The 26,914-nt window shown below is 50.5% G+C and carries 29 protein-coding genes; 15 read left to right on the plus strand and 14 right to left on the minus strand.

Annotation, left to right across the window (positions count from 1 at the left end):
* Nucleotides 1–7: 7 nt before the first annotated feature.
* Nucleotides 8–253, minus strand: coding sequence for a hypothetical protein (locus tag HV314_RS03015; RefSeq protein ID WP_069219473.1), 246 nt, complete (start codon nt 251–253; stop codon nt 8–10).
* Nucleotides 254–444: 191 nt separating this feature from the next.
* Here HV314_RS03015 and HV314_RS27245 point away from each other — a divergent pair, with 191 nt between their 5' ends.
* The 14 genes from HV314_RS27245 to HV314_RS03080 all read left to right on the plus strand — a co-directional run bounded on the left by HV314_RS27245 (nt 445) and on the right by HV314_RS03080 (nt 17,387).
* Nucleotides 445–654 (plus strand): hypothetical protein, encoded by a 210-nt coding sequence (locus HV314_RS27245; protein ID WP_071977982.1) that lies wholly within the window; start codon nt 445–447, stop codon nt 652–654.
* Between the two features lie 601 nt (nt 655–1,255).
* The gene (locus tag HV314_RS03020; RefSeq protein ID WP_181547285.1) at nt 1,256–2,899 is read left to right on the plus strand and encodes an S-type pyocin domain-containing protein; all 1,644 of its coding nucleotides are present in this window, start codon (nt 1,256–1,258) and stop codon (nt 2,897–2,899) included.
* A gap of 1 nt (nt 2,900) precedes the next feature.
* Nucleotides 2,901–3,158: a bacteriocin immunity protein gene (locus HV314_RS03025; RefSeq protein ID WP_047358949.1), complete on the plus strand. Its 258-nt coding sequence runs from the start codon at nt 2,901–2,903 to the stop codon at nt 3,156–3,158.
* Between the two features lie 142 nt (nt 3,159–3,300).
* Nucleotides 3,301–3,831: an HNH endonuclease signature motif containing protein gene (locus HV314_RS03030; protein WP_239006814.1), complete on the plus strand. Its 531-nt coding sequence runs from the start codon at nt 3,301–3,303 to the stop codon at nt 3,829–3,831.
* Between the two features lies 1 nt (nt 3,832).
* Nucleotides 3,833–4,093 carry a bacteriocin immunity protein gene (locus HV314_RS03035; RefSeq protein ID WP_181547287.1) on the plus strand — a complete coding sequence of 87 codons (261 nt, stop codon included), beginning with the start codon at nt 3,833–3,835 and terminating at the stop codon, nt 4,091–4,093.
* Nucleotides 4,094–4,843: 750 nt separating this feature from the next.
* Nucleotides 4,844–5,782: a transcriptional regulator TdcA gene (gene tdcA, locus HV314_RS03040; protein ID WP_003828596.1), complete on the plus strand. Its 939-nt coding sequence runs from the start codon at nt 4,844–4,846 to the stop codon at nt 5,780–5,782.
* Between the two features lie 98 nt (nt 5,783–5,880).
* Nucleotides 5,881–6,870 (plus strand): bifunctional threonine ammonia-lyase/L-serine ammonia-lyase TdcB, encoded by a 990-nt coding sequence (tdcB, locus tag HV314_RS03045; protein ID WP_003828594.1) that lies wholly within the window; start codon nt 5,881–5,883, stop codon nt 6,868–6,870.
* Nucleotides 6,871–6,892: 22 nt separating this feature from the next.
* A complete protein-coding gene (gene tdcC, locus HV314_RS03050; RefSeq protein ID WP_016154633.1) occupies nt 6,893–8,224 on the plus strand; it encodes a threonine/serine transporter TdcC in 1,332 nt (443 codons plus the stop codon).
* A 31-nt stretch (nt 8,225–8,255) separates the two neighbouring features.
* Nucleotides 8,256–9,464, plus strand: a complete 1,209-nt coding sequence (gene tdcD, locus HV314_RS03055; protein WP_016154632.1) for a propionate kinase — start codon at nt 8,256–8,258, stop codon at nt 9,462–9,464.
* Between the two features lie 28 nt (nt 9,465–9,492).
* On the plus strand, nt 9,493–11,787 hold the full coding sequence (gene pflB / locus HV314_RS03060) for a formate C-acetyltransferase (protein ID WP_016154631.1): 2,295 nt from the start codon (nt 9,493–9,495) through the stop codon (nt 11,785–11,787).
* Between the two features lie 13 nt (nt 11,788–11,800).
* Nucleotides 11,801–12,196 (plus strand): enamine/imine deaminase, encoded by a 396-nt coding sequence (locus tag HV314_RS03065; protein WP_016157544.1) that lies wholly within the window; start codon nt 11,801–11,803, stop codon nt 12,194–12,196.
* A gap of 87 nt (nt 12,197–12,283) precedes the next feature.
* A complete protein-coding gene (tdcG, locus tag HV314_RS03070) occupies nt 12,284–13,648 on the plus strand; it encodes an L-serine ammonia-lyase (protein ID WP_047413964.1) in 1,365 nt (454 codons plus the stop codon).
* Nucleotides 13,649–14,720: 1,072 nt separating this feature from the next.
* Nucleotides 14,721–16,052: an amino acid permease gene (locus HV314_RS03075; RefSeq protein WP_016157542.1), complete on the plus strand. Its 1,332-nt coding sequence runs from the start codon at nt 14,721–14,723 to the stop codon at nt 16,050–16,052.
* A 24-nt stretch (nt 16,053–16,076) separates the two neighbouring features.
* On the plus strand, nt 16,077–17,387 hold the full coding sequence (locus HV314_RS03080; RefSeq protein ID WP_016154627.1) for an L-cysteine desulfidase family protein: 1,311 nt from the start codon (nt 16,077–16,079) through the stop codon (nt 17,385–17,387).
* A gap of 53 nt (nt 17,388–17,440) precedes the next feature.
* Here the strand turns inward: HV314_RS03080 and HV314_RS03085 are convergent, their stop codons facing one another.
* Together HV314_RS03085 and HV314_RS03090 are read right to left on the minus strand one after the other, a co-directional pair.
* Nucleotides 17,441–17,590: a hypothetical protein gene (locus HV314_RS03085; protein ID WP_016157540.1), complete on the minus strand. Its 150-nt coding sequence runs from the start codon at nt 17,588–17,590 to the stop codon at nt 17,441–17,443.
* 26 nt (nt 17,591–17,616) lie between these two features.
* Nucleotides 17,617–18,318, minus strand: coding sequence for a pirin family protein (locus HV314_RS03090; protein WP_181547289.1), 702 nt, complete (start codon nt 18,316–18,318; stop codon nt 17,617–17,619).
* Between the two features lie 104 nt (nt 18,319–18,422).
* Here HV314_RS03090 and yhaJ point away from each other — a divergent pair, with 104 nt between their 5' ends.
* A complete protein-coding gene (yhaJ, locus tag HV314_RS03095) occupies nt 18,423–19,319 on the plus strand; it encodes a DNA-binding transcriptional regulator YhaJ (protein WP_016154624.1) in 897 nt (298 codons plus the stop codon).
* A 64-nt stretch (nt 19,320–19,383) separates the two neighbouring features.
* Here the strand turns inward: yhaJ and HV314_RS03100 are convergent, their stop codons facing one another.
* The 11 genes from HV314_RS03100 to HV314_RS03150 form a co-directional block, all read right to left on the minus strand.
* Nucleotides 19,384–19,749: a DUF805 domain-containing protein gene (locus HV314_RS03100; protein ID WP_016154623.1), complete on the minus strand. Its 366-nt coding sequence runs from the start codon at nt 19,747–19,749 to the stop codon at nt 19,384–19,386.
* A gap of 124 nt (nt 19,750–19,873) precedes the next feature.
* Complete coding sequence (gene yqjG / locus HV314_RS03105; protein WP_181547291.1) at nt 19,874–20,860, minus strand: glutathionyl-hydroquinone reductase YqjG; 987 nt, start codon at nt 20,858–20,860, stop codon at nt 19,874–19,876.
* A gap of 72 nt (nt 20,861–20,932) precedes the next feature.
* On the minus strand, nt 20,933–21,325 hold the full coding sequence (locus HV314_RS03110) for a DoxX family protein (protein ID WP_003024847.1): 393 nt from the start codon (nt 21,323–21,325) through the stop codon (nt 20,933–20,935).
* Nucleotides 21,326–21,499: 174 nt separating this feature from the next.
* A complete protein-coding gene (locus HV314_RS03115) occupies nt 21,500–21,799 on the minus strand; it encodes a YqjK-like family protein (protein WP_003024845.1) in 300 nt (99 codons plus the stop codon).
* Nucleotides 21,799–22,194, minus strand: a complete 396-nt coding sequence (locus HV314_RS03120) for a phage holin family protein (protein WP_016157537.1) — start codon at nt 22,192–22,194, stop codon at nt 21,799–21,801. Before HV314_RS03120 ends, HV314_RS03115 begins: the two co-directional genes overlap by 1 nt.
* Nucleotides 22,195–22,196: 2 nt before the next feature.
* Nucleotides 22,197–22,502 carry a DUF883 family protein gene (locus tag HV314_RS03125; protein ID WP_003024832.1) on the minus strand — a complete coding sequence of 102 codons (306 nt, stop codon included), beginning with the start codon at nt 22,500–22,502 and terminating at the stop codon, nt 22,197–22,199.
* A 33-nt stretch (nt 22,503–22,535) separates the two neighbouring features.
* Nucleotides 22,536–22,904, minus strand: coding sequence for a DUF1090 domain-containing protein (locus tag HV314_RS03130; RefSeq protein ID WP_181547293.1), 369 nt, complete (start codon nt 22,902–22,904; stop codon nt 22,536–22,538).
* Nucleotides 22,905–23,051: 147 nt separating this feature from the next.
* On the minus strand, nt 23,052–23,420 hold the full coding sequence (gene mzrA, locus HV314_RS03135) for an EnvZ/OmpR regulon moderator MzrA (RefSeq protein ID WP_029139667.1): 369 nt from the start codon (nt 23,418–23,420) through the stop codon (nt 23,052–23,054).
* A gap of 18 nt (nt 23,421–23,438) precedes the next feature.
* The gene (gene yqjA, locus HV314_RS03140) at nt 23,439–24,101 is read right to left on the minus strand and encodes a DedA family general envelope maintenance protein YqjA (RefSeq protein WP_003024820.1); all 663 of its coding nucleotides are present in this window, start codon (nt 24,099–24,101) and stop codon (nt 23,439–23,441) included.
* A gap of 348 nt (nt 24,102–24,449) precedes the next feature.
* Nucleotides 24,450–25,226, minus strand: coding sequence for a transcriptional regulator ExuR (exuR, locus tag HV314_RS03145; RefSeq protein ID WP_047499647.1), 777 nt, complete (start codon nt 25,224–25,226; stop codon nt 24,450–24,452).
* 134 nt (nt 25,227–25,360) lie between these two features.
* Nucleotides 25,361–26,662 carry an MFS transporter gene (locus HV314_RS03150; protein ID WP_016154616.1) on the minus strand — a complete coding sequence of 434 codons (1,302 nt, stop codon included), beginning with the start codon at nt 26,660–26,662 and terminating at the stop codon, nt 25,361–25,363.
* Nucleotides 26,663–26,914 lie beyond the last annotated feature (252 nt).

Raw genomic sequence — 26,914 nt, forward strand, 5'->3', positions numbered from 1 at the left:
CAAGTCCTTAATCATTAACTTCGACGGTATACCGCCCGCCTTTGTCCTTAATTATGTACTGATATACGTCATCGCAGAACACAGTGACTGAGCCACCAAAAGCAGCAGGGAAGACACCATTCACTTTGTCACATTGATAGCCAGCATTACGAATAACAGCCTGGCTTTCTGATTTCAGTTCAGGCGATCCATCACCCGCCAGCACGCAATTGGACATGCTAACCCCCAGAAATACCGCAACAATCTTTTTCATAATAGCCTCATTAGTTGAGTAAAGTTTGTGCACCATAGGCAAACACAAGGATGTGATTAAATTACTTTAATCGATTGATACTATAAAATCGATCGGTAAAATTGATCAACGTAGTTACTATAATCGTCTAAGGAGATTGAAGCTTGCTAAGCTGTCGTGATTGGTGAAAAACGAACATTGAGGGGTTAAGGATGAAAGGTTCTGTATTGATATTTTGCAGTTTATTGTTGCCGTTTAGTGCCAACGCGGGTCGAATAACGATGAGTAACCCAGATCAATCGACGATGGAAAATGGTCGGACTCTCTGTGTTTATAGCAATAGCATTTACACGTTTACCTATATCACGAAGTCGAAACATTGCCCGTACAGCAAAAGCTTCAACACGGCTGATAGCGAGTAAATTTCAGGACTATCGTTGTGATACAAAGTGGGATACAGTCTGTGATACAAGACAACACAAACGCCACAGATGCCTGACGTATGGTTGATTTTTCCTGACTTATCGGTCAGCTTCACCTCTTTATAAAACCCCGCTTCGGCGGGGTTTTTGCTTTCTGGGCTGCGATTCAGCCAGCAGAGCAAGGTTTATATTTTCCCGTCTCTACTCAGTAATGAGCCAACCTGATAACAGCAAGGAAATAAATCAAGAAAATAAATAATGAAAGGTTATGCAGCAATGCTTCGTGGATTGTTGGTGGCCTTCAAAGCCAGAGCCGGGCATGTTGCTATGAACAACCCGGAGCAGGCAATCATGGCTAATGGACAGATCCCATATGTGTAGAGCAACAGTATTTGTCCGTTTAACTACATCACTAAGTCGAAAGAATGCCCATACAGCAAAATCTTTTATACTTCGCAAACTGAATAAAATTGCATAAAACATCCATTTTATGGATGTATCAAAACGCAGTTTCACTTTAACTGAAAAAATACTTTCGACTAATGATCGTTATTTGTACAATTCCCTCTCAGCAATTTATCCATAGTAAATAGAGGGATTTATGGCCAGAGCGCTGGTAAGGCTAGGAGACAAGACCACGAGCGGTGGAGAGGTTATTTCCGCTTCCTCAACGATTATTGAAGACAGGAATATTGCGCTAAGTGGCGATATGGCCTGGTGTCCGAAAGAAACCTGCAATGGACCATTTCAGATAAATGGTACGGCATACTACTTTGCGGAAAACAAACCCTGCGTTGCCACTGGTGATCAGGTGTTGTGTAACTGCAAAAACAATCAGGTAATGGGCACGACAACACTCTGGGTAGAAGACAGCCCTGGCGATCCTTTCGAAGAGCACCAAAAGCGGGCGGCAGAATGGCCCATTAACCAAGCGATTGCTGCTGCGGCAGCCTCAAGTGCATTACCTGTTTTTGCTAAATCCTGTCTGCGGGGAGAAGGTTGTACCGACGCAGGAACAGATCAGGAATCCGTTGATAATTTTGGGCATGCTGGCTACTACCGGGCGCTGCCCCAACCGAAAGAAACTGGATCGGACCCCGTCCAGCACGCGCAGGCAGCAAAGAAGCATAAACCCGCCGAACCGACCTCACCACCAGAAGATAATCACCCGTGGTATAAGCGCCTTTTCAGCTCCCCGGATGCCCCTAAAGCGGCAGCGACCGCAGGGATGGCAACAGCAAGAGCCGCGACGACAGCAGGGGTCACCACTGATGTTGCAATTGAGGCTGGATATGCAGCATTGCAAAAAATCGGGGGAAATCTTTCTGCTGCTGGCCGTTGGATAGTCCCCAACCCCACCACCGTTTTTCTGTTTGGCATATTCTACTCGCCAAAACTCAACAGCGGCGAACAGGACTACATCGATAAAATGCGGCTTGAGCAGGCCGCACGGAATAAAGAAGATGTTCCAACGCGCGTTCGCTTTCGCTGGGAAGCAGAGCAAAACGGGATGATAAGGCCGAAAGGTTTTCATGTCAGCGCTGGAGGTGGGCAGGACAAAGTTCCGGTTCGAATGCTTCAGAAGAACAGCGCCACCGGGAACTATGAGTTCTGGGAGGATAGCGCAAGTAAGCCAACGATTGTTTGGACACCAGACGATCCTGGGTATGAATCTCCTTCCAATACCGGGAATCGGGACAATGTATACGTTCCTCCGAGTGTGCTGGTTTACCCTGAAAGTGAAATCAACAGCCCGTGGTCAACGGAAACGCCAGCACCGGGAGAACGCCCATTCAGGGATTATATTCTGGTACACCCTGCTGGGACGTTTGACCCGATTTATGTTTATATTCGCAATCTGCCAGGGCAAGTCACAGGCAAGGGGCAAAAGATTTCTGGCACCTGGTTAGCTGATGCGGTTCAGGGTAACGGTTCGCCTATCCCGTCTCAGATTGCTGACAAACTGCGTGGACGCACCTTCTCCAATTTTGACGACTTCAGGCAGGCTTTCTGGCTGGAGGTCAGCAAAGACCCTGAACTTTCAAAGCAATTTGATCCACGTAACTTAGCTACGATGAAAAATGGTCGATCCGCCTACGCAAGAAAACCCGATAGCATCGGGCAAAGGGTCAAGTATGAACTTCATCATATCGAAGAGATCAGAAATAGTGGTGCAGTTTATGACGTAGATAATTTGGGTGTCACTACACCAAAGCGGCACATCGAAATTCACCAAGGAAAATAAAATGGTAACGCATAAAGACATCACTGATTTTACTGAAGCTGAGTTCCTCAGTTTTGTTGAAGATATTTGTAACGATACCTATCCATCTGAAAAGGCCCATATGGCTGCTGTAGCAGAGTTTGAGCGGCTTTCTGAACATCCGTCAGGTTCTGATTTGATATATTACCCAGAAGAAGGGAAAGGCGGTCCGGTCGCGGTTGTTCAAGAAATCAAAGAGTGGCGTAAAGCCAATGGCAAGCCCGGTTTTCGCGATGAGTAAATTCTGATTGCGAGTGGAATGGCTGGGCTTTGTCCTAGCCTTTCTTTGGTCTGATAACCTGCTTAATTTGTCTCCCAAAGAGTGATATGTATCACCTTCAAATACCGGTAATCAAGACCACCTATACGTCCCTCCGAACGTGTTGGCTTACCCTGAAAGTGAAATCAACAGCCCGTGGTCAACGGAAACGCCAGCACCGGGAGAACGCCCATTCAGGGATTATATTCTGGTACACCCTGCCGGGACGTTTGACCCGATTTATGTTTATATTCGCAATCTGCCAGGGCAAGTCACAGGCAAGGGGCAAAAGATTTCTGGCACCTGGTTAGCTGATGCGGGTCAGGGTAACGGTTCGCCTATCCCGTCTCAGATTGCTGATAAACTGCGTGGACGCACCTTCTCCAATTTTGACGACTTCAGGCAGGCTTTCTGGCTGGAGGTCAGCAAAGACCCTGAACTTTCAAAGCAATTCCGAGGTGCGAATGTTCGCCATATGCAGAAAGGAAGAGCGCCCGTAGCTTTTGGTGGTGGCAGAGTTGGGGGGCGCACAAAGTTTGAAATTCATCATATCAAACCAATAGGCGAAGGCGGTGAAGTCTACAATGTCGATAATATGGGCGTTGCAACCCCTAAGCGTCATATAGAAATCCATTCAACAGGGCAGAGGAAATAGTATGACGGATAAGAAACAACTCTCTGATTATACCGAGGGTGATTTTTTGAAGCTGGTAAGCAAAATCTATAATGCTGAAGGAGAGACTGAACAGGAAGATGAGAAAAACATACTAGAATTTATAAGGTTATGCGAGCACCCCGCCGGATCAGACCTCATTTTTTACCCTGATGACGGGCAGGATGATAGCCCCGAGGGCGTAGTCCAACAGGTCAAAATGTGGCGCAAAGCCAATGGCAAGCCCGGTTTTCGCGATGAGTAAATCCTGATTGTGAGTGAATGGCTGGGCTTTGTCCTGGCCTTTCTTTGTTGTAGTTGGTTCACCACGAATCTGGCCTTTATTTCCCATTAATCTCATCGTTATTTGACCTTTATTTACGCATTGGGCTTCTTTTATCTGAGGGAATGTCTCGCGGGATATTTCATTTTTTGTGATGACTAGCACAAAACGCTGCGCGATACGTTTTTATCGAGAATAATCGAACGCAATCGATCGCCATCACAAAATTACTGGCTGATAAATTGTACAAAACTACTGTTAATGCAATGTTGCATGTGATGATTATTTGTATGTTTTGGTTTAAATATTAATAAATGCAATGTTTCTTTACAAACAAATAAGGCTAAAAAACGTGATGCATAACGTTATTTGACCACTATAAACGATAAAATATAATTATATTTGATAAGTTGCTTATTAAATTTAAGCGCTGTTTTGCCTGGTAATTACTCTGTAATTGATTGAAATATAGCCTTTCGTGGTTTTAAGAAATAGCAGGAGAAATGGTGTTGTTATAGCCATAAAAAATCGTTATCCCCCCATCTTTTTTTGATTAAAGTCAGGATAAAGTGAGATCGATATTTCATATCTATATGATTATTAAGTGATTTCAATTTAAATAATAGTCTTACAAAATGTAAGTCAAGGGGATTTGTGAGTGGTAGCACATATCCTCGTTCGCTTAATTTGGTACACTTCCTGCCGTCAACAAAGTAATTAGCGCAGGTCGATATGAATACTATTACACTCCCTAAAACACAGCACTTAGTGGTCTTTCAGGAAGTCATTAGAAGCGGTTCTATCGGCTCAGCTGCAAAAGAATTAGGTTTAACTCAACCGGCTGTCAGCAAAATCATTAATGATGTAGAAGCTTATTTCGGTATTGAGTTAGTCGTACGCAAAAATACTGGTGTGACATTAACTCAGGCAGGTCAGGTTATGCTCTCATGGTCTGAATCTATTACCCGTGAAATGAAGAACATGGTTGATGAGATGAACAGCATGACGAGCAATGCGGTCGTTGATGTGTCGTTTGGCTTTCCTTCACTGATTGCCTTCACCATCATGTCCGGCATGATTAAAAAATTCAAAGAAGTGTTCCCGAAAGCGCAGGTTTCCATGTATGAAGCTCAGCTCTCCTCGTTCTTACCTGCGATTCGTGACGGGCGTCTGGACTTCGCGATCGGTACGCTGAGTGATGAGATGAAACTGCACGATCTGCATGTTGAGCCGCTCTTTGAGTCAGACTTCATCCTGGTTGCCAGCAAGTCCCGAACATGCACCGGCATCACCTCGCTGAGCGCGTTGAAAAACGAACAGTGGGTGTTGCCACAAACGAATATGGGGTACTACAGTGAACTTCTAACTACGTTACAAAATAATGGCATCAGCAGTGAAAACATCGTTAAAACAGACTCCGTCGTTACGATTTATAATCTTGTTCTCAATGCTGATTTCTTAACAGTAATTCCCTGCGATATGACCACACCGTTTGGCTCAAACCAGTTTATTACTATCCCGGTAGAAGAAACCTTACCCGTCGCGCGTTATGCCGCCGTATGGTCGAAAAATTATCGAATTAAAAAAGCAGCATCTATTTTGGTGGAATTAGCCAAAGAGTATTCATCATATAATTGTCGGAGACGAAGGCAATTAATTGAAATTGATTAAAGATTGAATTTGTTTTAACACGAAATCAACGCCATCTGTCTATATCTGACAATGGTCACGGCTATCTATTTACTTTAATACCCTAGTAAGAGGTTCTAATGCACATTACATACGATCTCCCAGTTGCAATTGAAGATATCCTCGAAGCGAAAAAAAGACTGGCGGGGAAAATTTATAAAACGGGAATGCCTCGCTCTAACTATTTTAGTGAACGTTGCAAAGGGGAAATTTTCCTCAAGTTTGAAAATATGCAGCGTACCGGTTCATTTAAAATCCGTGGCGCGTTTAACAAGCTCAGTTCATTAACCGAAGCTGAAAGATGTAAGGGCGTGGTGGCTTGCTCTGCAGGTAACCATGCGCAAGGGGTTTCTCTCTCCTGCGCCATGCTCGGAATCGACGGCAAAGTGGTCATGCCGAAAGGCGCGCCGAAGTCTAAAGTTGCTGCAACCTGCGATTATTCCGCAGAGGTTGTGCTGCACGGCGACAACTTCAACGACACCATCGCTAAGGTTAGCGAGATTGTGGAAACTGAAGGCCGTATCTTTATTCCGCCATATGATGACCCGAAAGTAATTGCTGGTCAGGGCACTATTGGTCTGGAAATTCTGGAAGATCTGTACGATGTCGATAACGTGATTGTGCCAATTGGCGGTGGCGGACTGATTGCTGGTATTGCGGTGGCAATTAAATCTATTAACCCGACTATTAAAATTATTGGCGTACAGTCTGAAAATGTTCATGGCATGGCGGCTTCTTTCCACGCTGGAGAAATAACCACGCACCGAACGACCGGCACCCTGGCGGATGGTTGTGACGTTTCCCGCCCGGGTACTTTAACGTATGAAATTGTTCGTGAGTTGGTGGATGACATTGTCCTGGTCAGCGAAGATGAAATTCGCAACAGCATGGTGGCATTAATTCAGCGAAATAAAGTTGTGACTGAAGGTGCCGGCGCGCTGGCTTGCGCAGCATTATTAAGCGGGAAATTAGATAGCTATATCCAGAACAGAAAAACAGTCAGCATTATTTCTGGCGGTAATATCGACCTTTCTCGTGTATCTCAAATTACTGGTTTAGTTGACGCTTAATATACTTCGTTGAGGATAGGATATGAGTACTACTGATAGCATTGTATCCAGCCAGACAAAACAGTCGTCCTGGCGCAAATCGGACACCACCTGGACACTGGGTTTATTTGGTACAGCCATCGGCGCCGGGGTGCTGTTCTTCCCTATCCGCGCAGGTTTTGGCGGACTGATCCCCATTCTGATAATGCTGGTGTTAGCATACCCCATCGCCTTCTATTGCCACCGTGCGCTGGCACGCCTGTGTCTTTCCGGTTCTAACCCTTCCGGTAACATCACAGAAACGGTTGAAGAGCACTTTGGTAAAACGGGCGGCGTGGTTATCACGTTCCTCTACTTCTTTGCGATTTGTCCGCTGCTGTGGATTTATGGCGTCACCATTACCAACACCTTTATGACCTTTTGGGAAAACCAGTTGCAGATGCCAGCGTTAAACCGTGGCTTCGTGGCACTGTTCCTGCTGCTGCTGATGGCATTCGTCATCTGGTTTGGTAAGGATCTGATGGTTAAAGTAATGAGCTACCTGGTATGGCCGTTTATTGCCAGCCTGGTGCTGATCTCTCTGTCTCTGATTCCTTACTGGAACTCTGCGGTTATCGATCAGGTTGATCTCAGCAATATCGCTCTGACTGGCCATGACGGCATCCTGGTTACCGTGTGGCTGGGTATTTCCATCATGGTGTTCTCTTTCAACTTCTCACCAATCGTTTCTTCCTTCGTGGTCTCTAAACGTGAAGAGTATGAGAAAGATTACGGTCGCGAATTTACCGAACAGAAATGTTCAAAAATCATCTCCCGCGCCAGTATGCTGATGGTTGCCGTGGTGATGTTCTTTGCCTTTAGCTGCCTGTTCACGCTCTCTCCGGCAAACATGGCGGATGCGAAAGCGCAGAACATTCCAGTACTGTCTTACCTGGCGAACCACTTCGCTTCACTGTCCGGTTCGAAGTCCACCTTCGCGACCGTTCTGGAGTACGGCGCTTCAATCATCGCACTGGTTGCTATCTTCAAATCTTTCTTCGGCCACTACCTGGGCACGCTGGAAGGTCTGAACGGTCTGGTGCTGAAGTTTGGTTACAAAGGCGATAAAACTAAGGTTTCCGCTGGCAAACTTAATACCATCAGCATGATCTTCATCATGGGCTCCACCTGGGTTGTGGCTTACGCCAACCCGAACATCCTGGACCTGATTGAAGCAATGGGCGCGCCGATTATTGCCTCTCTGCTCTGCCTGCTGCCGATGTATGCCATCCGTAAAGCGCCGTCACTGGCGAAATACCGTGGCCGTCTGGATAACGTGTTTGTTACCGTGATTGGTCTGCTGACTATCCTGAACATTGTCTACAAACTGTTTTAATCCTTAAGCTCAGGATGAGCGGAGTAGTGAAATGAATGAGTTTCCGGTAGTACTGGTTATTAACTGTGGTTCGTCTTCCATTAAATTCTCAGTGCTGGATGCAGCGAACTGTGAAGTTTTAATGGCGGGAATCGCGGACGGTATTAACTCTGAAAATGCGTTCATAGCAATTAATGGAGGAGAGCCAGCTAAGCTGGCTCACCACAGCTACGAAGACGCATTAAAAGCAATCGCCGTTGAACTGGAAAAACGTAATTTAATGGACAGCGTGGCCTTAATTGGCCACCGCATTGCCCACGGTGGAAATATCTTTACCGAATCAGCAATTATTACTGACGACGTTATCGATAATATTCGCCGGGTATCGCCTTTAGCACCGTTACATAATTATGCGAACCTCAGTGGGATTGAATCCGCACAGCACCTTTTCCCAGGCGTGCAGCAGGTTGCGGTATTTGATACCAGCTTCCACCAGACGATGGCCCCAGAGGCCTATCTTTACGGTCTACCGTGGAAATATTTTGAGGAGTTAGGCGTTCGTCGTTATGGCTTCCACGGCACGTCGCACCGCTATGTATCTCAGCGAGCGCATGAGCTTCTTGAGCTGCAGAGTGATGACTCCGGTCTGGTTGTGGCTCACCTGGGGAACGGCGCGTCAATCTGCGCGGTGCGTAACGGGCAGAGCGTTGATACCTCAATGGGCATGACGCCGTTGGAAGGGCTGATGATGGGCACACGCAGCGGTGACGTCGATTTCGGCGCCATGGCGTGGATTGCCAGCGAAACCAACCAGACGCTGAGCGACCTTGAGCGCGTTGTGAATAAAGAGTCCGGTTTACTGGGTATTTCCGGTTTGTCCTCTGACTTACGTACGTTAGAAAAAGCCTGGCACGAGGGACATGAGCGTGCGCAGTTGGCGATTAAAACGTTTGTGCATCGTATCGCGCGCCATATCGCCGGACATGCCGCTTCGCTGCATCGTCTTGATGGGATTATTTTCACCGGTGGAATAGGTGAGAACTCGGTATTAATTCGTCGTCTGGTTATTGAACATCTCGCCGTTTTAGGGGTGAATATCGACAGCGAGATGAATAGCCTGCCAAATTCCCATGGCGAAAGAATTATCTCTAATAAAGATGCTCGTGTTATTTGTGCGGTTATTCCCACAAATGAAGAGAAAATGATTGCGCGTGATGCCATTGCGTTAGGCAAAATTAATATACCAGTAGAATTTGCATAATTAATTTTCAGCAGAGAGATTATTTTTCATGAAGGTAAATATCGATACCAGCGATATGCTGTATGCCGAAGCCTGGAATGGCTTTAAAGGTACGGACTGGAAAGAAGAAATTAATGTCCGTGATTTTATTCAGCACAACTATACGCCTTATGAAGGGGATGAATCTTTCCTCGCCGAAGCAACGCCAGCGACCACTGCATTGTGGGAAAAAGTCATGGCGGGCATCCGTATTGAAAACTCGACGCACGCGCCGGTTGATTTCGATACCAATATTGCCACCACGATAACCGCACATGATGCGGGTTATATTGAACAAGAACTGGAAAAAATCGTTGGTCTGCAAACGGATAAGCCGCTCAAGCGCGCTCTGCATCCGTTTGGCGGCATCAACATGATCAAAAGCTCTTTTGATGCTTATGGTCGTGAGATGGATGCTGATTTTGAATACCAGTTTACTGAACTGCGTAAAACCCATAACCAGGGCGTATTCGACGCCTACTCTCCGGATATGCTGCGCTGCCGTAAATCCGGCGTGCTGACCGGTCTGCCGGATGGCTATGGCCGTGGTCGTATCATCGGCGACTATCGCCGCGTCGCGCTGTACGGTATCCGCTACCTGGTACGCGAGCGTGAACTGCAGTTTGCCGATCTCCAGTCGAACCTGGAGTGGGGCCAGAATCTTGAAGCCACGATTCGCCTGCGCGAAGAGCTGTCTGAGCACCGTCGCGCCCTGCTACAGATGCAGGAAATGGCAGCGAAGTACGGCTGCGATATCTCCCGCCCGGCGCGTAATGCGCAGGAAGCGGTGCAGTGGGTTTACTTTGCTTACCTGGCTGCGGTGAAATCTCAGAACGGCGGCGCAATGTCGCTGGGCCGTACCGCATCGTTCCTCGACATCTACATTGAGCGCGATTTCAAAGCGGGAATTTTAAACGAGCAGCAGGCGCAGGAGCTGATCGACCACTTCATTATGAAGATCCGTATGGTGCGCTTCCTGCGTACGCCGGAATTCGACACCCTGTTCTCAGGCGACCCTATCTGGGCGACTGAAGTTATCGGCGGCATGGGGCTGGATGGCCGCACGCTGGTAACGAAAAACTCGTTCCGCTACCTGCATACTCTGCACACTATGGGACCGGCGCCTGAGCCGAACCTGACGGTGCTGTGGTCTGAAGCGCTGCCGATTGCCTTCAAAAAGTACGCCGCCCAGGTGTCTATCATCACCTCGTCTTTGCAGTATGAAAACGACGATTTGATGCGTGCCGACTTTGACAGCGATGACTATGCCATTGCCTGCTGCGTAAGCCCGATGGTTATCGGCAAACAAATGCAGTTCTTCGGTGCGCGTGCCAACCTCGCCAAAACGTTGCTGTACGCAATCAACGGCGGCGTGGATGAGAAGCTGAAAATTCAGGTTGGGCCGAAAACGGCACCGCTGATGGATGACGTGCTGGATTACGATACGGTGATGGAGAGCCTGGACCACTTTATGGACTGGCTGGCCGTGCAGTACATCAGCGCGCTGAACATCATCCACTATATGCACGACAAGTACAGCTATGAAGCTTCGCTGATGGCGCTGCACGATCGTGATGTCTATCGCACGATGGCTTGTGGTATGGCGGGTCTGTCCGTGGCGGCGGATTCACTGTCGGCTATCAAATACGCTCGCGTGAAACCGATTCGTGATGAAAACGGTCTGGCTGTCGATTTCGAAATCGAAGGCGACTATCCGCAATACGGCAACAACGACGAGCGAGTAGACAGCATTGCCTGCGACCTGGTCGAACGCTTCATGAAGAAAATTAAGGTGTTGCCAACCTACCGTAACGCAGTGCCGACGCAGTCCATTCTGACCATCACTTCCAACGTGGTGTACGGACAGAAAACCGGTAACACACCGGACGGACGTCGCGCAGGTACGCCGTTTGCGCCAGGGGCTAACCCGATGCACGGCCGCGATCGTAAAGGCGCGGTTGCGTCGTTAACCTCGGTGGCCAAACTGCCGTTTACCTATGCCAAAGACGGTATCTCGTACACCTTCTCCATTGTGCCGGCTGCACTGGGCAAAGAAGATGGGGTGCGTAAAACCAACCTGGTTGGTCTGCTGGACGGTTACTTCCACCATGAAGCGCATGTGGAAGGTGGGCAGCATCTGAACGTTAACGTTATGAACCGTGAAATGTTGATGGATGCCATTGAGCACCCGGAAAACTATCCGAACCTGACGATCCGCGTGTCTGGCTATGCGGTGCGCTTCAACGCGTTGACCCGTGAACAGCAGCAAGATGTTATTTCACGTACTTTCACCCAGGCGCTCTGACGCCGGAGGGATTATGAGAAAAGTTATTGCAACCGAATGTGCACCAGGGGCGATTGGGCCTTACGTACAGGGCGTGGACCTGGGCAGCATGGTGTTGACGTCAGGTCAAATCCCGGTGTGTCCACAGACCGGTGAAGTGGCAGAAAACGTGGCCGATCAGGCACGTCAAAGCCTGGAAAACGTGAAAGCGATCGTCGAGTCCGCAGGTTTGAAAGTGAGCGATATCGTGAAGACTACCGTTTTCGTATCCGACCTGAACGACTTCGCCACCATTAACCAGGTGTACCAGCAGTTCTTTGATGAGCATCAGGCTATCTACCCCACGCGCAGTTGCGTACAGGTCGCCCGCTTACCAAAGGATGTGAAGCTGGAGATTGAAGCCATCGCCGTACGTGGCGACACGCTGTAATCCCTTGCGGGGCGATCTCAGGATCGCCCCAATCCTTAATGAGTGTGAAACCTGGTCTTCACTGAACGGCAATCCGAGGGTGTGGATATGATTAGCGCATTCGATATTTTCAAGATTGGCATTGGACCTTCCAGCTCCCATACCGTGGGGCCAATGAACGCAGGTAAAAGCTTTATCGATCTGTTGGTCAGCAGCGGAGAACTCCCCAGAACCACACATATTGTGGTCGATCTTTACGGATCGCTTTCCCTGACCGGGAAAGGTCATGCGACAGATGTCGCGATCATGATGGGGCTGGCCGGTAACAGTCCGCAAAACGTTAATATAGACTCAATCGCTGGTTTTACTCAGGAAGTGGCCCGTACCGGACGTTTGCCGGTTGCTGAGGGCGCGCATGTTGTCGATTTCTCTCCAGATGAAAATATTCTCTTTCATACCGAAACCCTGCCACGCCATGAAAATGGCATGCGTATCACCGCGTGGAACGGCACCGAGAGGCTATTAAGCAAAACCTATTACTCCGTCGGCGGTGGTTTTATCATTGAAGAGGAGCAATTTGGGCAGGTGCATGATGTTGAAGCACACGTGCCCTACAATTTTCATTCCGCCAGCGAACTGCTGAAACTGTGCGAGCGCAATGGGCTGTCTGTTTCCGGTTTGATGATGCAAAACGAGCTGGCGATGCGCAGCAAAGAGGAAATCGATGCTGGCTTTGCCGCCATTTGGGACGTCATGCACGCCGGGATTGAGCGCGGCATGAACACCGAAGGCGTCCTGCCGGGGCCGCTTAACGTTCCGCGTCGCGCCGTGGCGTTACGTCGGTTGCTGGTTTCCAGCGATAATCTGTCCAGCGACCCGATGAACGTTATTGACTGGATCAACATGTTCGCGCTGGCCGTGAGCGAAGAAAACGCCGCCGGCTGCCGGGTTGTGACGGCGCCGACCAACGGTGCATGTGGGATTATTCCCGCCGTATTGGCCTATTACGACAAGTTCCGCCGTCCGGTGAATGCGAACTCCATTGCCCGCTATTTGCTGGCCGCGGGGGCGATAGGCGCGCTGTATAAGATGAACGCCTCTATTTCTGGTGCTGAGGTGGGCTGCCAGGGTGAGATTGGCGTAGCCTGTTCAATGGCGGCTGCCGGTCTGACGGAACTGCTGGGCGGTAGCCCGTCGCAGGTCTGCATTGCAGCGGAAATCGCCATGGAGCATAACCTGGGGCTGACCTGCGATCCGGTAGCCGGACAGGTGCAAATACCGTGCATTGAACGTAATGCGATCAACGCAGTAAAAGCCGTCAACGCCGCGCGCATGGCGCTACGTCGAACGTCAGAACCACGCGTTTCGCTCGATAAAGTGATCGAGACCATGTATGAAACGGGTAAAGATATGAACGACAAATACCGTGAAACCTCACGCGGTGGGCTGGCAATTAAAGTGGTTTGTACCTGAGGTGAAAAGCCGTGCCTGGTAAGCGCAGCGCTATCCAGCAATAAATTAATCAATATGGCATGATAAAAAAGGTGCACGTTAGTGCGTAATGCTTGTCAGTTAACGAGGATGAGTGGCCGTAGCGATAATGGAAAGTGGCACATACGGAGGTAATGAATCTGTTGCCTCCGGCGTATTGCTACGTTCACCTTAGTGATATCACTTCTCTGAGACAATACGACCTGTGAACGTGTTAAGGGTACTATCGCCGTACCCTTAACAATCCCGGCTCCCGGCGGGAAAATTGCCGCTCCGCGGTTCCCTCCGTTTATTCCTCCAGGCTACCGGGCCGGGCGCGAGGTAGCGTCCCTGCAAAACGCGCCCTGAACCCGCATCCCTGCGGGTTCTCCCGGCCTTACGGAAACACGTCGGCAATTTTCAGCCGGACCAGCCCACACCTGACCACCTGCGTTTTTATTGGAATATATCTGAACAGCAAAACAGATTTAACTGGAAGTCAGTGCGTTGCAGCGATGACCCCGTTCCGGCTGAAAATCGATGAGGCGTTGACGGCTGACCGGGGCTGCCCGCAGGGATGCGGGCAGAGGGGACGGCCTGCTGGGACGCAGGCTCGGCCCCGACCCGACAGGCAGACGGCATAAGACGAATGAATCGCACAGCGACGATTTTCCCGCCGGGAGCCTGGGTTGCAAGGGAGGCGGCGGTGAGCCTCCCTTGCACGTTCACGGGTATCTGCGCTTCAGAGAAATGACACTGCTGAGGTGAACGGAACCCTGAGCAAGAATTACATGTTCTTCATAATGCTTAACTAACCAATACTACACCTGAGCGCGTCTTTTTTTGTTGTGATCTGCTTCAAAAAGAGAAAATAATACCATTCTATAAAGATGAAATAGAAAAATTTTATTAAACATTATGAAGTTAGGGGGTATTTATGTGAAGTTTTTCTCTGACCCTCGGCGTATGATTTCTCCATTCTAACGAACTCGCCTGCACGACTCGTACCGCGTATCGCATTGATGCGGAACGGAAAAATAATAAAACCTTACCCTACATTTTGAGCGAGATTTTTATGGAAACGGCAACGAATAACAGCGTAATACTCGACGCATCTGCTCCGGCACGTCGGGCGGGAATGACCGAAAGTGAATGGCGCGAAGCCATTAAATTCGACAGCATGGACACCGGCTGGGTCATTATGAGTATCGGTATGGCAATTGGTGCGGGGATTGTTTTTCTTCCCGTCCAGGTGGGTTTGATGGGGCTGTGGGTGTTTTTGCTCTCCTCTATCATCGGCTACCCAGCCATGTATCTGTTCCAGCGTCTGTTTATTAATACGCTGGCTGAGTCCCCAGAGTGTAAAGACTACCCGAGCGTAATCAGCGGCTATCTGGGTAAGAACTGGGGCATCCTGTTAGGTGCGTTGTATTTTGTGATGCTGGTTATCTGGATGTTCGTCTATTCCACCGCCATCACCAACGATAGCGCCTCCTACCTGCATACTTTTGGTGTTACTGAAGGTTTACTGTCCGACAGCCCGTTCTATGGCCTGGTGCTGATTTGCATCCTGGTGGCTATCTCGTCCCGCGGGGAAAAACTGCTGTTTAAAATCTCCACCGGTATGGTACTGACCAAGCTGCTGGTGGTGGCGGCGCTTGGCGTGTCGATGGTTGGGATGTGGCATTTATATAACGTAGGTTCACTGCCGCCGATGGCGCTGCTGATCAAAAACGCGATTATCACGCTGCCGTTTACCCTGACCTCGATTCTGTTTATTCAGACCTTAAGCCCGATGGTTATCTCCTATCGTTCTCGCAATAAATCCATTGAAGTGGCACGCCATAAAGCCCTGCGAGCCATGAATATTGCGTTCGGTATTCTGTTTGTGACCGTCTTTTTCTACGCCGTTTCCTTCACGCTGGCGATGGGCCATGACGAAGCGGTTAAAGCTTATGAGCAGAACATTTCCGCTCTGGCGATTGCCGCGCAGTTTATCAGCGGCGCGGGTGCTGGCTGGGTGAAAATCGTCAGCGTTATTCTGAACATCTTTGCAGTAATGACCGCTTTCTTCGGCGTTTACTTAGGGTTCCGTGAAGCCACTCAAGGGATCGTGATGAACGTGCTGCGCCGCAAAATGCCAGCCGAGAAAATCAATGAGACCCTGGTTCAGCGCGGCATTATGGTTTTCGCTATCCTGCTGGCGTGGGGAGCCATTGTGCTCAATGCGCCGGTACTGAGCTTCACTTCTATTTGTAGCCCTATCTTCGGCATGGTGGGATGTCTTATCCCGGCCTGGCTGGTCTACAAAGTTCCTGCACTGCACAAATACAAAGGCGCTTCCCTGTATCTGATTATTGTCACGGGCCTGCTGCTGTGCGTTTCTCCGTTCCTGGCATTTTCCTGAGATATCTGAGCAAAGGTTGTTGTTATGTTTGAGACTACATTGAATCCATTATGGGATAGTTTTATCCGCGCGGTGCAGGAAGAAGTTAAGCCTGCGCTGGGCTGCACGGAACCTATCTCTCTGGCTCTGGCGGCAGCGGTCGCCTCCTCTGAGCTGGACGGCGCGGTTGAACGCATTGATGCGTGGGTCTCACCGAACCTGATGAAAAACGGCATGGGCGTTACCGTGCCGGGTACCGGAATGGTTGGGCTGCCTGTCGCGGCGGCACTGGGTGCGCTGGGGGGAAATGCCCACGCCGGTTTAGAGGTACTGAAAGACGCCTCGCCTCAAGCGATTGCCGATGCGAAAGCGATGCTTACCGCCGGGAAGGTCGCGGTGATGCTGCAGGAGCCATGCGAGGACATTCTTTTCTCCCGTGCGAAGGTTTATAGCGCTGAAGGATGGGCGTGCGTGACGATTGTTGGTGGTCATACCAACATTGTGCACATTGAGACCAATAAGGGCGTGGTGTTCACGACAGAACAGAACGCTCAGGAAGAGGAGCAGGAGTCACCGTTGGCGGTATTGTCCCACACGTCGCTGGAAGAGATTCTGGCGTTCGTGAACGCGGTACCGTTTGAGTCAATCCGCTTTATTCTCGATGCGGCAAAACTGAACGGTGCCCTTTCCCAGGAAGGGCTGCGCGGTAACTGGGGCTTGCACATCGGAACCACGCTTGAGAAGCAGTGCGCGCGTGGCCTGCTGGCGAACGATCTCTCCACCTCTATTCTGATCCGCACCAGTGCGGCATCGGATGCGCGAATGGGCGGGGCGACGCTTCCGGCAATGAGCAACTCGGGCTCTGGAAATCAGGGGATTACCGCGACCGTTCCGGTAATGGTGGTGGCTGAGCACTTTGGTGCGGATGAAGAGAAACTGGCGCGTGCGCTGATGTTGTCTCACCTGAGCGCTATCTACATCCATCATCAGCTTCCGCGTTTGTCTGCACTGTGTGCGGCAACCACGGCGGCGATGGGCGCCGCGGCGGGGATGGCGTGGATTGTTGATGGTCGCTACAACACCATCGCGATGGCAATCAGCAGCATGATTGGCGACGTGAGCGGAATGATTTGCGATGGTGCCTCAAACAGCTGCGCGATGAAAGTTTCAACCAGCGCATCTGCGGCGTGGAAAGCGGTGCTGATGGCGCTGGATGATACCGCTGTGACCGGCAATGAAGGGATTGTGGCGCACAACGTGGAGCAATCTATCACGAACCTGTGTGCGCTGGCGTGTCGCTCGATGCAGGAAACCGACAAGCAGATCATTGAGATCATGGCCAGTAAGGCACATTAATCTGCAGGCCGGGTAAGGCGGAATCGCCCCCGGCATAACTCTAAGCCGCCTTTTCAGGCGGCTTCTTCGTCTTCCAGACGTAGCTCGGCATCCGCCACAATCGCTTCCAGCTCTGTCAGCATTTCTTCATAGCCGAAGGTCACAGTATCCTGTTTTTTCGGCTCAACCTGCGGCTGGCGTTTTTTTGATGATTTCTTGCTCAATAGTCGTACTCCATTGTTTTCCCTGACTATACGGGCAAATCTATCAGCAAAGCGCGCAGCGCGGTATCGGCGACTAACGTTATGTTAGTTTCGTCACGAATAAATGCACCATCGCCGCAGGTGAGCGCTTCCTTTTCGGCGCCAGATGTCACCGCATGGAATCTGCCGTGGATCGACTGTAAGTAAGCCCGCGGCCCATGTAACTGAAAACTCAGCGATTCACCTTGTTGCAGTTCAACGTGGTGCACCCATACCTGTTGACGCAGATGCAGGCTGCTTTGTTCACCATCCGGCGAGGCGAGCAACTGATGCTTACCGGCACTCAGCGTGGCTTTCTGTACGCAGGCGTTTTCGCGCTGCGGGCAGGCATCCAGCCAGAGCTGCATTCGGGTTAACGGTTTATCTTTGCTGATATTGTGTTCGCTGTAGCTAATTCCCGGCTGTGTGGCGAGCAGTAAAACTTCTCCTGCCTTGGCCTGGATATGGTTCCCTTCACTGTCGCGATACTCCGCTTCCCCTTCGAGGATCAGATTGACGATATCCACCTTCGGATAGGTACGTGGCTGGAAAGAGGCTCCCGGTGCCAGAACTTCCTGGTTCAGAACACGCAGCGAGGCATAACCCAGCAGTTTAGGATCAAAATAGTGCCCAAAGGAGAAGGTATAACGGGCCTGCAGCCAGCCGTAGTCTGCTTGCCCGCATTGTTTGGCTGTACGGGTAGTAATCATAGTTCTTGACCTCTCTTTACTTCCTTTTATGTTAAATGGCTAGACGCTGCATTGTTAGCCAGATATTCTGCCCGGTATGTTCAAATTTCCTGAATGAGAACGAGATGGCCAAAGAAAGGGCTTTAACGCTTGAGGCGTTACGCGTCATGGACGCAATAGACCGGCGTGGCAGCTTTGCCGCCGCAGCGGACGAACTGGGGCGCGTTCCTTCCGCGCTCAGCTATACCATGCAGAAGCTGGAGGAAGAGCTGGACGTCGTGCTGTTCGACCGTTCAGGTCATCGCACAAAATTCACCAACGTCGGGCGTATGCTGCTGGAACGTGGGCGTGTACTGTTGGAAGCTGCGGATAAGCTGACCACCGATGCCGAAGCGCTGGCTCGCGGTTGGGAAACGCATCTGACCATCGTCACCGAAGCGCTGGTGCCGACGGCGGCGTTTTTCCCGCTGATCGACAGACTTGCCGGGAAGGCCAATACCCAGCTTTCCGTTATTACCGAAGTTCTGGCCGGGGCGTGGGAGCGTCTGGAGCAGGGGCGGGCGGATATCGTGATTGCGCCGGATATGCATTTTCGCTCATCTTCGGAAATCAACTCGCGCAAGCTGTACTCGTTGATGAACGTATATGTGGCGGCCCCGGATCATCCAATTCATCAGGAGCCGGAACCGTTGTCGGAAGTCACCCGTGTGAAGTACCGCGGAATCGCGGTGGCGGACACGGCCCGCGAACGTCCGGTGCTGACGGTTCAACTGCTGGATAAACAGCCGCGTCTGACGGTGAGTTCGATAGAAGATAAACGCCAGGCGCTGTTGGCCGGCCTTGGCGTGGCGACGATGCCATATCCGCTGGTGGAAGAGGACATTGCGGCGGGTCGCTTGCGTGTGGTTAGCCCGGAATCGACAAGCGAAATTGATATTATTATGGCCTGGCGTCGAGACAGCATGGGCGAAGCGAAATCCTGGTGTTTGCGGGAAATTCCCAAGCTGTTTGCGGGTAAATAGCAGGGCTGTTACGCCGGATGCGGTGCAAATGCACCTTATCCGGCCGACAAGATGGTGTATTACATCAGGACAGTTGTTTGGGGTCAGCGCCGAAGCGGTTGCTCCCCTGAGTCCCATTTTGACAGTTGAAAATGATGATTACCAACCAGCCTACGATCGGGATCAGCAGCACCAGTAGCCACCAGGCCGAGCGGTCGGTGTCATGTAAACGCCGGAACTGCACCGCCCACCACGGGATAAAGACCAGAACCCCATAAATCGTCGTTAATATGCCTTCCCCTCCGGCGCGTTCCCAGCCAAGCATTCTGTCCAGAATGCCCAGCACGAACGTAAAGATGATGTTGACCAGCACAAACATCCAGTATTCTTTACGACGCGCGCGGCCCCCAAAACCAAAGTAGTTCTTTAATACGTTTAAATACCAATCCATTTTTGCCTCGTTCTGTATTCAATTACTTGTTTTTAAAGCAATCAAATTAAGAATAGCCGTGAATGGAATGCTGGTAAATATTTGCTGTATTAATTATTTGGCCCCCAAAGGGGACCCGTGTAAATCAGGCAAAACGGTCATCACGCCCGTGGGGTTCGTTGAGGTCCTGCCACGGTCCGACAGAAATAATGCCGGTCGGGTTAATGGTTTTGTGGCTACGGAAGTAGTGACTGCGGATGTGATCGAAATTAACGGTCTCCGCAATGCCTGGCATCTGGTAGATATCGCGCAGGAAACCGTACAGGTTCAGATAGTCGCTAATCCGGTGTTTGTCGCACTTGAAGTGCGTCACATACACAGGATCAAAGCGCACCAACGTGGTCCACAGGCGAATATCGGCCTCTGTTAACTGGTACCCGGTCAGGTAGCGATGTTGCCCAAGGATCTGCTCCAGTCGCGCCAGAGATTGAAAGACTTTTTCTACGGCGTCGTCGTAGGCTTCCTGACTGGTGGCAAATCCGGCTTTATACACGCCGTTATTGACGTTGTCATAAATCCAGCCGTTGAGCTCGTCGATTTTAGTTTGCAGAGCGGGTGGATAGTAATCCCCGGCTTTCGCGCCCAGCGCATCAAACGCAGTGTTAAACATACGGATGATATCTGCAGATTCGTTGCTGACAATGGTGTGGTTCTTTTTGTCCCACAACACCGGAACGGTCACCCGACCGCTGTAGTGCGGATCGGCGTGTAAATAGAGTTGATAAAGAAATTCGTGCTGATACAGGGTATCGCCGGTTGCCGCCGGGAAGTTATCGTCAAAGGTCCAGCCGTTTTCCAGCATCAGCGGATGCACAACGGAAACGGAAATAAACGGTTCCAGCCCTTTGAGTTTACGCAAGATCAGCGTGCGATGCGCCCACGGACAGGCCAGAGAAACGTAGAGATGATAGCGGTCTTTTTCGGCGGCGAAACCCCCTTCGCCCGTTGGACCGGGTGCGCCATCCGCAGTGAGCCAGTTACGGAAAGCTGATGCAGAGCGTTGAAATTTTCCCCCGGTTGATTTGGTGTCATACCAGGTATCATGCCATACGCCGTCAATGAGTTGTCCCATGATTTTCGCCTCCTCAGATAGCAAAAGCGAGGAGATGTCTCCTCGCTTTTTGATGCGTTTAGTATAGCTCGCTTACCATTTTTTATTCAGTACACGGTCGATGCTGAATGCGCCCGGACCGGTGATAGCCAGCAGCAGGAAGCCGCCTGCGATGGTCAGGTTTTTCATAAACATCAGAGAGTTCACACCTTCCGCAAAATTGCTGTGGAAGAGGAACGCCGTCAGCAGCGTGAAGCCCGCGGTGAACAGCGCGGTAGTGCGGGTCAGGAAACCAAACAGGATGGCCAGACCGCCGCCAAACTCAAGCAGGATAACCAGCGGTAACATAAATCCTGGGACGCCCATGGCTTCCATGTACTGTTGGGTACCCGCATATCCGGTGATTTTTCCCCAACCTGCGGTAATAAACAGGATTGGCATCAGAATGCGCGCTACCAGTACACCAACATCTTCTAATTTCTTCATCATACTCTCCAGGAAACCACTCAGGCGGCTTATTGTGTTTTTTTGTGCAACGACGTCGCAGAGTGCGTCGTTGCTGTCGATGGAGAGAATCATAAACGCGGCTAATGACAATTGTTAGCAAGGAAAACTGTCAGAAATTTTCAAAAAATTTGAGGTTAGGGGGAGAAGAGGTGATTAGCCGCGCAGTTGCTGTTGTCTGATGGTCGATTTAACCAGACGCCAGATGCTCCACACGCTAAAGCCGCGTTTAGCCCAGCGTACCAGCAGATTCGGGTTACGAATGGTGCGAACCGCCATAATACTGCTTCCGACCAACACCCAGCCACGCAGGTTCAGCAGCGTCTTCCAGCCACGATCGTAAACTTCGGTGGCTTCCAGCCAGTCGCGGCGAGTGGCCGACAGATCCAGCCTTTGCTGCTGGATCTGTCCAAGCAGTTGCGCCTTACGTTGTTGACGTTCGACTTTACTGCTCATTATGCATCATCCTCCAGGGCCTGCCTGTCGTTAGCGAGTTCATTGCGCGTATGGCGTAGCAGCGTTGTTTTACGCGCTTTACTCAGCGTCCATAGCCCGCCGATAAGCGCTAAAAGCAACAGCACAACGGTGGTGGCAATCATGGCGTTCAGGCGATACTGCGGGTCTATGGCCCAGATGATAAGCACCATCAGGCTCATCAGACCAAACGCCGCGAACAGCATGGTCAGCCCAAGCATCAGCAGGATCTGGATGAGATTGGCTTTTTCCTCTTCCAGCTCAACGACGGCCAGCCGCAGCCGCGTCTCTACGATCTCAACGAGAATCGTCAGGATCCGCTGTCCAATACCCAGTACGCCTTTGCCTGGACCTTGTGCGTGTTGAGAGTCTGCCATTATTAACGGCGCGACAGCAGTACACCAAGCACCACACCGACTGCTGCGCCAATGCCGACGCCTGTCCATGGGTTTTCGCGTACGTAGTTATCGGCTTTTGCCGCGGCCTCACGGGTCTGTTTAGCAATCACATCGCTGGTTTCGCTCAGACGATGGCGGCTCTCGCGTAACGCATGTTCGGCTTTACTGCGAATTTTACTCATCTCTTCCTTCGACTTATCGCCAGAGGAGCTAAGTACTTCTTCAAGCGTATCCGCAAGAGATTTCAGCTCAGCGCGCAGGTTTTCCGTAGCATTATCTTTCGACATAGTTTTCTCCAGTTGAGTGGCTAGTTACCGTACTTAGTAATCGCGTGTCTCGAGTTCTTTCAGCTCTTGCTGAGCTTCAGCAAGCTTATGTTCGCGCTTGGCTATCTTATCCGCATCGCCTTTTTGCTTCGCCTCGGCCAAATCACGTTGACGCTCGGCTATCTCATTTTTCTGCTCGGCGATTTTTTTCTGATGGTCGGCGCGCAGTTTGCTGTCAGTACAATTTGCCCGAACTTCGCTCAGCGCTTTGTTCAGACCATTGATGCGGTTTTGATTGTTGTGCTTTTCGGCATAGCTTATCTCCCGCTGAATATCCTGTTCTTTTTCCTGACAGAGGGGGGAGGCGTAACTGCCGGCACTGAGAGCGAAAAGACTAATTGCTAAAGCGATGCGGTATTTCATTCTTGAACCTTCCATTGTGATTCGACCTTGTGGCTTTGGCCGATGCTCCAGAATAATAAAGCAATGGGTCATAAACCCAGTTTATTAATCATAGGCGCTAAATGATGAAATCACCAAAGTGAGTGATCTAATTCAGATTCCTGGAGATTAACCAAAACGGTGCGGGGTATCACGTAAGCGGGATAACCACTGTACCGCCTGATTATCATCATCCTGCTGAGCAATAACGAAACCGTGCGGTAACGTTCGGTCCAGCACGACCTTTGCGGCTGCGCTTTGCGCGCTGGAATCAAAGGTGATCAGCAGCGCGTCATTTTGCGGAGTAATGCTTTTAAAGCGAATGCCGTTGGCGTCCAGGTGATGCCAGATAGAGAAGCCATCAGGCATGGTGGCTCCCTGGTTTACAGCACGAATGGCAAGCGTTGACTCCTGCTGGCGGATGACCGACCAGGTCAGGAGCAGCGCGCCGATAAACAGCATAAAAGTAGTCGTCCAGGCCAGTCGTCGGAGTGTTATGCATGATTTCAGCATAATTTACCCTCGGTTCCCGTATTTCTTTTTCCAAAGCACAACCAGTGAACCTGCCAGACCAAACACCAGTAACACCACGGGAAGCAGCATCAGACAAGACATCAGCTGATCTTCATATTTGAGAAACACTGGCGTTTTGCCCAGCAGATAGCCAAGCGTTGTGAGAATCAGAACCCAAAGCAGTCCGCTCATCCAGTTAAAAAACTGAAAGCGCGCATTGTTCAGACCGGACAATCCTGCGATGGTCGGCAGTAATGTTCTGACAAACGCGATAAAGCGACCGACCAACAGGGCAGACAAGCCATGCTTATGGAACAGATGATGTGCGCGCTGATGGTAGTGCGCGGGTAGATGAGACAGCCAGTTTTGAACGGTGCGGGTATTTCCCAGCCATCTCCCCTGGATATAGCTGAGCCAGCAACCCAGGCTGGCCGCGGTGGTGAGCAGCAGTACCGTTTGCGGAAAACCCATCGCGCCTTTAGCGATAAGTACGCCGACCAGTACCAGTAGACTGTCGCCAGGTAAAAAGGCTGCTGGCAGCAGTCCATTTTCCAGAAACAAAATGGTAAACAGTACGAAATAGAGCATGCCAATCATGGAGGGATTGGCCAGCGTTTCAAAATCCTGAGCCCATAAAGCATTCAGTAATTGAGTCAGTAGTTCCATTCAATATTCCTGGAGAATCGGTTGTCGTCATGCCGGTATTCTGGAGTTTGTAACGCCGCAATTTTATTGGTGTTTTTTACATGGATCGCGGTCTGACACAAATTCACGGCCTGAACTATTCCCTGTAAAGTTGTGAAGTAAGCAAGCTCTCAAACACAAAAATTCAAATAACAACTAATTGTAACAAAGGTCAACGTAGTCCGTTATAGAAATTACGGGTGTTGCCCTGTGATTTTGCTTATCGCAATGGAGGGAGGCGAGAGGATTTACACAGGCTGACACTTTATACCTAATGCTTACCAAGCGTCAGAAACAGGCGCTTTGTCGCGCCTGCATCGTTAAGATTGTTTATTTTGCGCCGTTAGCTGCCGTATCGAGATGAATGACGGGATTATCGGTAAAAAGATAACGGTCTGCGTTGAATTCAAAATCATCGCTGGTTTCGTTAAACAGCATCTGCTTTGTGTTCTCAAGATGCTGCCACATCGCCAGTTTGGCGGCGTGTGGATCTTTGCGAATCAGCGCCCGCAGGATCTGGTCATGGTCGTCGCACCAGTTATCTATCGTGCGCAGATCGATGTGGTCGTGCAGTTTCTTCCAGTAGGGGTTGTGAATACGCTGAGTCCACATTTTTTCAACAATTGCGGCCAGGGCAGAGTTCTGTGTTGCCAGCGCGACCTGCACATGGAACAGGAGATCCCACTCGGAGTCACGAAAGCTTTTTTCGTTACGCGACTTCTCCTGAATTTCCATCAGTTTCATGATGTCCTGTTTGGTCACCTGGGTGGCGGCAAACTCAGCAATGTTGCTTTCTATGAGCTGGCGAGCCTGGAGCAGCTCAAACGGACCGTAGCTGGCGAATTCCAGACTTTCATCTGGCGCGACATAGTGTTTGGGTTGATTTGAAATGACGTGGATCCCCGATCCTTTACGCACTTCAACATAGCCCTCAACCTCGAGCATGATAATCGCTTCACGAACCACGGTGCGGCTGACATTTTTTTCATCGGCGATAAAGCGCTCGGCGGGGAGTTTGTCACCCACCAGGTAGACACCCTGCTCAATGCGTTCTTTCAGATCAGCGGCAAGTTGTTGGTACAAACGTCGTGGTTCGGTGATTTCCATATGCGCTCCAGGCATGATACGGCAGACTCTATTTGTTATACCACTTTTGCGATTCCGGCTCCACTCGCGGCGATAAAAAAGCCGCCAGATGACTGGCGGCTTAGCATTACATAACCTTGTTAAATCGTGTCTGGTTAACTTTGCGCAGCGGGATCGCCAGTTTGCGAAGCTGACTCTACCTCGCTGGCCGATTTGTTCTGCAATACCGTCCAGATGACTAACGCGCCGAGCAGGTCGAATACCGCCAGTACGGCGAACAGCGGGCTGAAGCCGATGGTGTCAGCCAGCGCGCCAACGACCAGCGCAAACAGCGTACTTGCAAGCCAGGCGGACATACCGGTCAGACCGTTCGCGGTTGCCACTTCATTACGACCAAATACGTCAGAAGAGAGCGTGATCAGCGCACCGGACAGCGCCTGGTGAGCAAAGCCGCCGACGCACAGCAGGGCGATAGCAATGTACGGGCTGGTGAACAGACCGATCATCCCTGGGCCAATCATCAGCAATGCGCCCATGGTGACGACCATTTTACGGGAAACGATCAGGTTAACGCCGAACCAGCGCTGGAACAGCGGCGGTAAGTAACCCCCTACGATACAACCCAGGTCAGCAAATAGCATCGGCATCCAGGCAAACATCGCAATCTCTTTCAGGTTAAAGCCGTAGACTTTAAACATGAACAGCGGGATCCAGGCGTTGAAGGTACCCCAGGCCGGCTCTGCCAGGAAACGCGGCAGCGCGATGCCCCAGAACTGGCGGTTACGCAGGATCTGACCGAGAGACATTTTCTTGGCGGTGCTGTTTTTATGCTGTGATTCCTGACCATTCAGAATGTAATCACGTTCTTCATCAGACAGTTTTTTCTGGTCGCGTGGGTGTTTGTAAAATACCAACCAGCACATGGCCCAGATGAAGCTCAGGGCACCAGAAATAATGAATGCCATCTGCCAGCTGTGCATGACGATAGCCCAGACGACCAGCGGCGGAGCAATCATCGCGCCGATAGAGGAACCGACGTTAAAGTAACCCACGGCGATTGAACGTTCTTTTGCCGGGAACCATTCAGAACTGGCTTTCAGACCCGCAGGGATCATCGCAGCTTCAGCGGCACCGACTGCGCCTCGCGCCAGCGCCAGTCCACCCCAGCTACCAGCCAGTGCGGTCGCGCCACAGAAGACGGCCCACAGAACGGCGAACATCGCGTAACCAATTTTTGTGCCGAGCACATCGAGTACATAGCCGGCAACGGGTTGCATTACGGTGTAAGCAGCAGAATACGCTGCGATGATATAGGAATACTGTTGGGTGGAGATGTGTAACTCTTCCATCAGAGTTGGCGCAGCTGCCGCCACAGTGTTACGTGTCAGATAACCCAGCACGGTGCCAAGCGTCACCAGTGCGATCATGTACCAACGTAACCCTTTAATTTTACGCATGTAAAACCTCATCGTTTTGTTATGTCCGCGAACGAGCGGTCATCTTCCAGTTCAGGGAGGAGGATGTTCTTTTACGAGGGGGTAACCGAAAAAAAAGCCGGTACTCCCCGAACTCTGCCATGTCAATATTTGTGCTAATTCGGTTTCCGTACCGGTTAATCCGATGGTGATACATCGGTAATTTGCATTCCGTCGGCTTATGTATCGCGACGGCAAAAAGATAACTTGTCATACAGCTTTAAAAGGTGAGTG

Origin of the sequence: Citrobacter sp. RHBSTW-00887, from assembly GCF_013728095.1 — a bacterium.
GTDB lineage: Bacteria > Pseudomonadota > Gammaproteobacteria > Enterobacterales > Enterobacteriaceae > Citrobacter > Citrobacter braakii.

Excerpts from the sequence above, each read along its gene's own strand:
- HV314_RS03015 (WP_069219473.1), bottom strand. The coding sequence starts at position 253 with ATGAAAAAGATTGTTGCGGTATTTCTGGGGGTTAGCATGTCCAATTGC.
- HV314_RS27245 (WP_071977982.1), top strand. The coding sequence starts at position 445 with ATGAAAGGTTCTGTATTGATATTTTGCAGTTTATTGTTGCCGTTTAGT.
- HV314_RS03020 (WP_181547285.1), top strand. The coding sequence starts at position 1,256 with ATGGCCAGAGCGCTGGTAAGGCTAGGAGACAAGACCACGAGCGGTGGA.
- HV314_RS03025 (WP_047358949.1), top strand. The coding sequence starts at position 2,901 with ATGGTAACGCATAAAGACATCACTGATTTTACTGAAGCTGAGTTCCTC.
- HV314_RS03035 (WP_181547287.1), top strand. The coding sequence starts at position 3,833 with ATGACGGATAAGAAACAACTCTCTGATTATACCGAGGGTGATTTTTTG.
- tdcA (WP_003828596.1), top strand. The coding sequence starts at position 4,844 with ATGAATACTATTACACTCCCTAAAACACAGCACTTAGTGGTCTTTCAG.
- tdcB (WP_003828594.1), top strand. The coding sequence starts at position 5,881 with ATGCACATTACATACGATCTCCCAGTTGCAATTGAAGATATCCTCGAA.
- tdcC (WP_016154633.1), top strand. The coding sequence starts at position 6,893 with ATGAGTACTACTGATAGCATTGTATCCAGCCAGACAAAACAGTCGTCC.
- tdcD (WP_016154632.1), top strand. The coding sequence starts at position 8,256 with ATGAATGAGTTTCCGGTAGTACTGGTTATTAACTGTGGTTCGTCTTCC.
- pflB (WP_016154631.1), top strand. The coding sequence starts at position 9,493 with ATGAAGGTAAATATCGATACCAGCGATATGCTGTATGCCGAAGCCTGG.
- HV314_RS03065 (WP_016157544.1), top strand. The coding sequence starts at position 11,801 with ATGAGAAAAGTTATTGCAACCGAATGTGCACCAGGGGCGATTGGGCCT.
- tdcG (WP_047413964.1), top strand. The coding sequence starts at position 12,284 with ATGATTAGCGCATTCGATATTTTCAAGATTGGCATTGGACCTTCCAGC.
- HV314_RS03075 (WP_016157542.1), top strand. The coding sequence starts at position 14,721 with ATGGAAACGGCAACGAATAACAGCGTAATACTCGACGCATCTGCTCCG.
- HV314_RS03080 (WP_016154627.1), top strand. The coding sequence starts at position 16,077 with ATGTTTGAGACTACATTGAATCCATTATGGGATAGTTTTATCCGCGCG.
- HV314_RS03090 (WP_181547289.1), bottom strand. The coding sequence starts at position 18,318 with ATGATTACTACCCGTACAGCCAAACAATGCGGGCAAGCAGACTACGGC.
- yhaJ (WP_016154624.1), top strand. The coding sequence starts at position 18,423 with ATGGCCAAAGAAAGGGCTTTAACGCTTGAGGCGTTACGCGTCATGGAC.
- HV314_RS03100 (WP_016154623.1), bottom strand. The coding sequence starts at position 19,749 with ATGGATTGGTATTTAAACGTATTAAAGAACTACTTTGGTTTTGGGGGC.
- yqjG (WP_181547291.1), bottom strand. The coding sequence starts at position 20,860 with ATGGGACAACTCATTGACGGCGTATGGCATGATACCTGGTATGACACC.
- HV314_RS03110 (WP_003024847.1), bottom strand. The coding sequence starts at position 21,325 with ATGAAGAAATTAGAAGATGTTGGTGTACTGGTAGCGCGCATTCTGATG.
- HV314_RS03115 (WP_003024845.1), bottom strand. The coding sequence starts at position 21,799 with ATGAGCAGTAAAGTCGAACGTCAACAACGTAAGGCGCAACTGCTTGGA.
- HV314_RS03120 (WP_016157537.1), bottom strand. The coding sequence starts at position 22,194 with ATGGCAGACTCTCAACACGCACAAGGTCCAGGCAAAGGCGTACTGGGT.
- HV314_RS03125 (WP_003024832.1), bottom strand. The coding sequence starts at position 22,502 with ATGTCGAAAGATAATGCTACGGAAAACCTGCGCGCTGAGCTGAAATCT.
- HV314_RS03130 (WP_181547293.1), bottom strand. The coding sequence starts at position 22,904 with ATGAAATACCGCATCGCTTTAGCAATTAGTCTTTTCGCTCTCAGTGCC.
- yqjA (WP_003024820.1), bottom strand. The coding sequence starts at position 24,101 with ATGGAACTACTGACTCAATTACTGAATGCTTTATGGGCTCAGGATTTT.
- exuR (WP_047499647.1), bottom strand. The coding sequence starts at position 25,226 with ATGGAAATCACCGAACCACGACGTTTGTACCAACAACTTGCCGCTGAT.
- HV314_RS03150 (WP_016154616.1), bottom strand. The coding sequence starts at position 26,662 with ATGCGTAAAATTAAAGGGTTACGTTGGTACATGATCGCACTGGTGACG.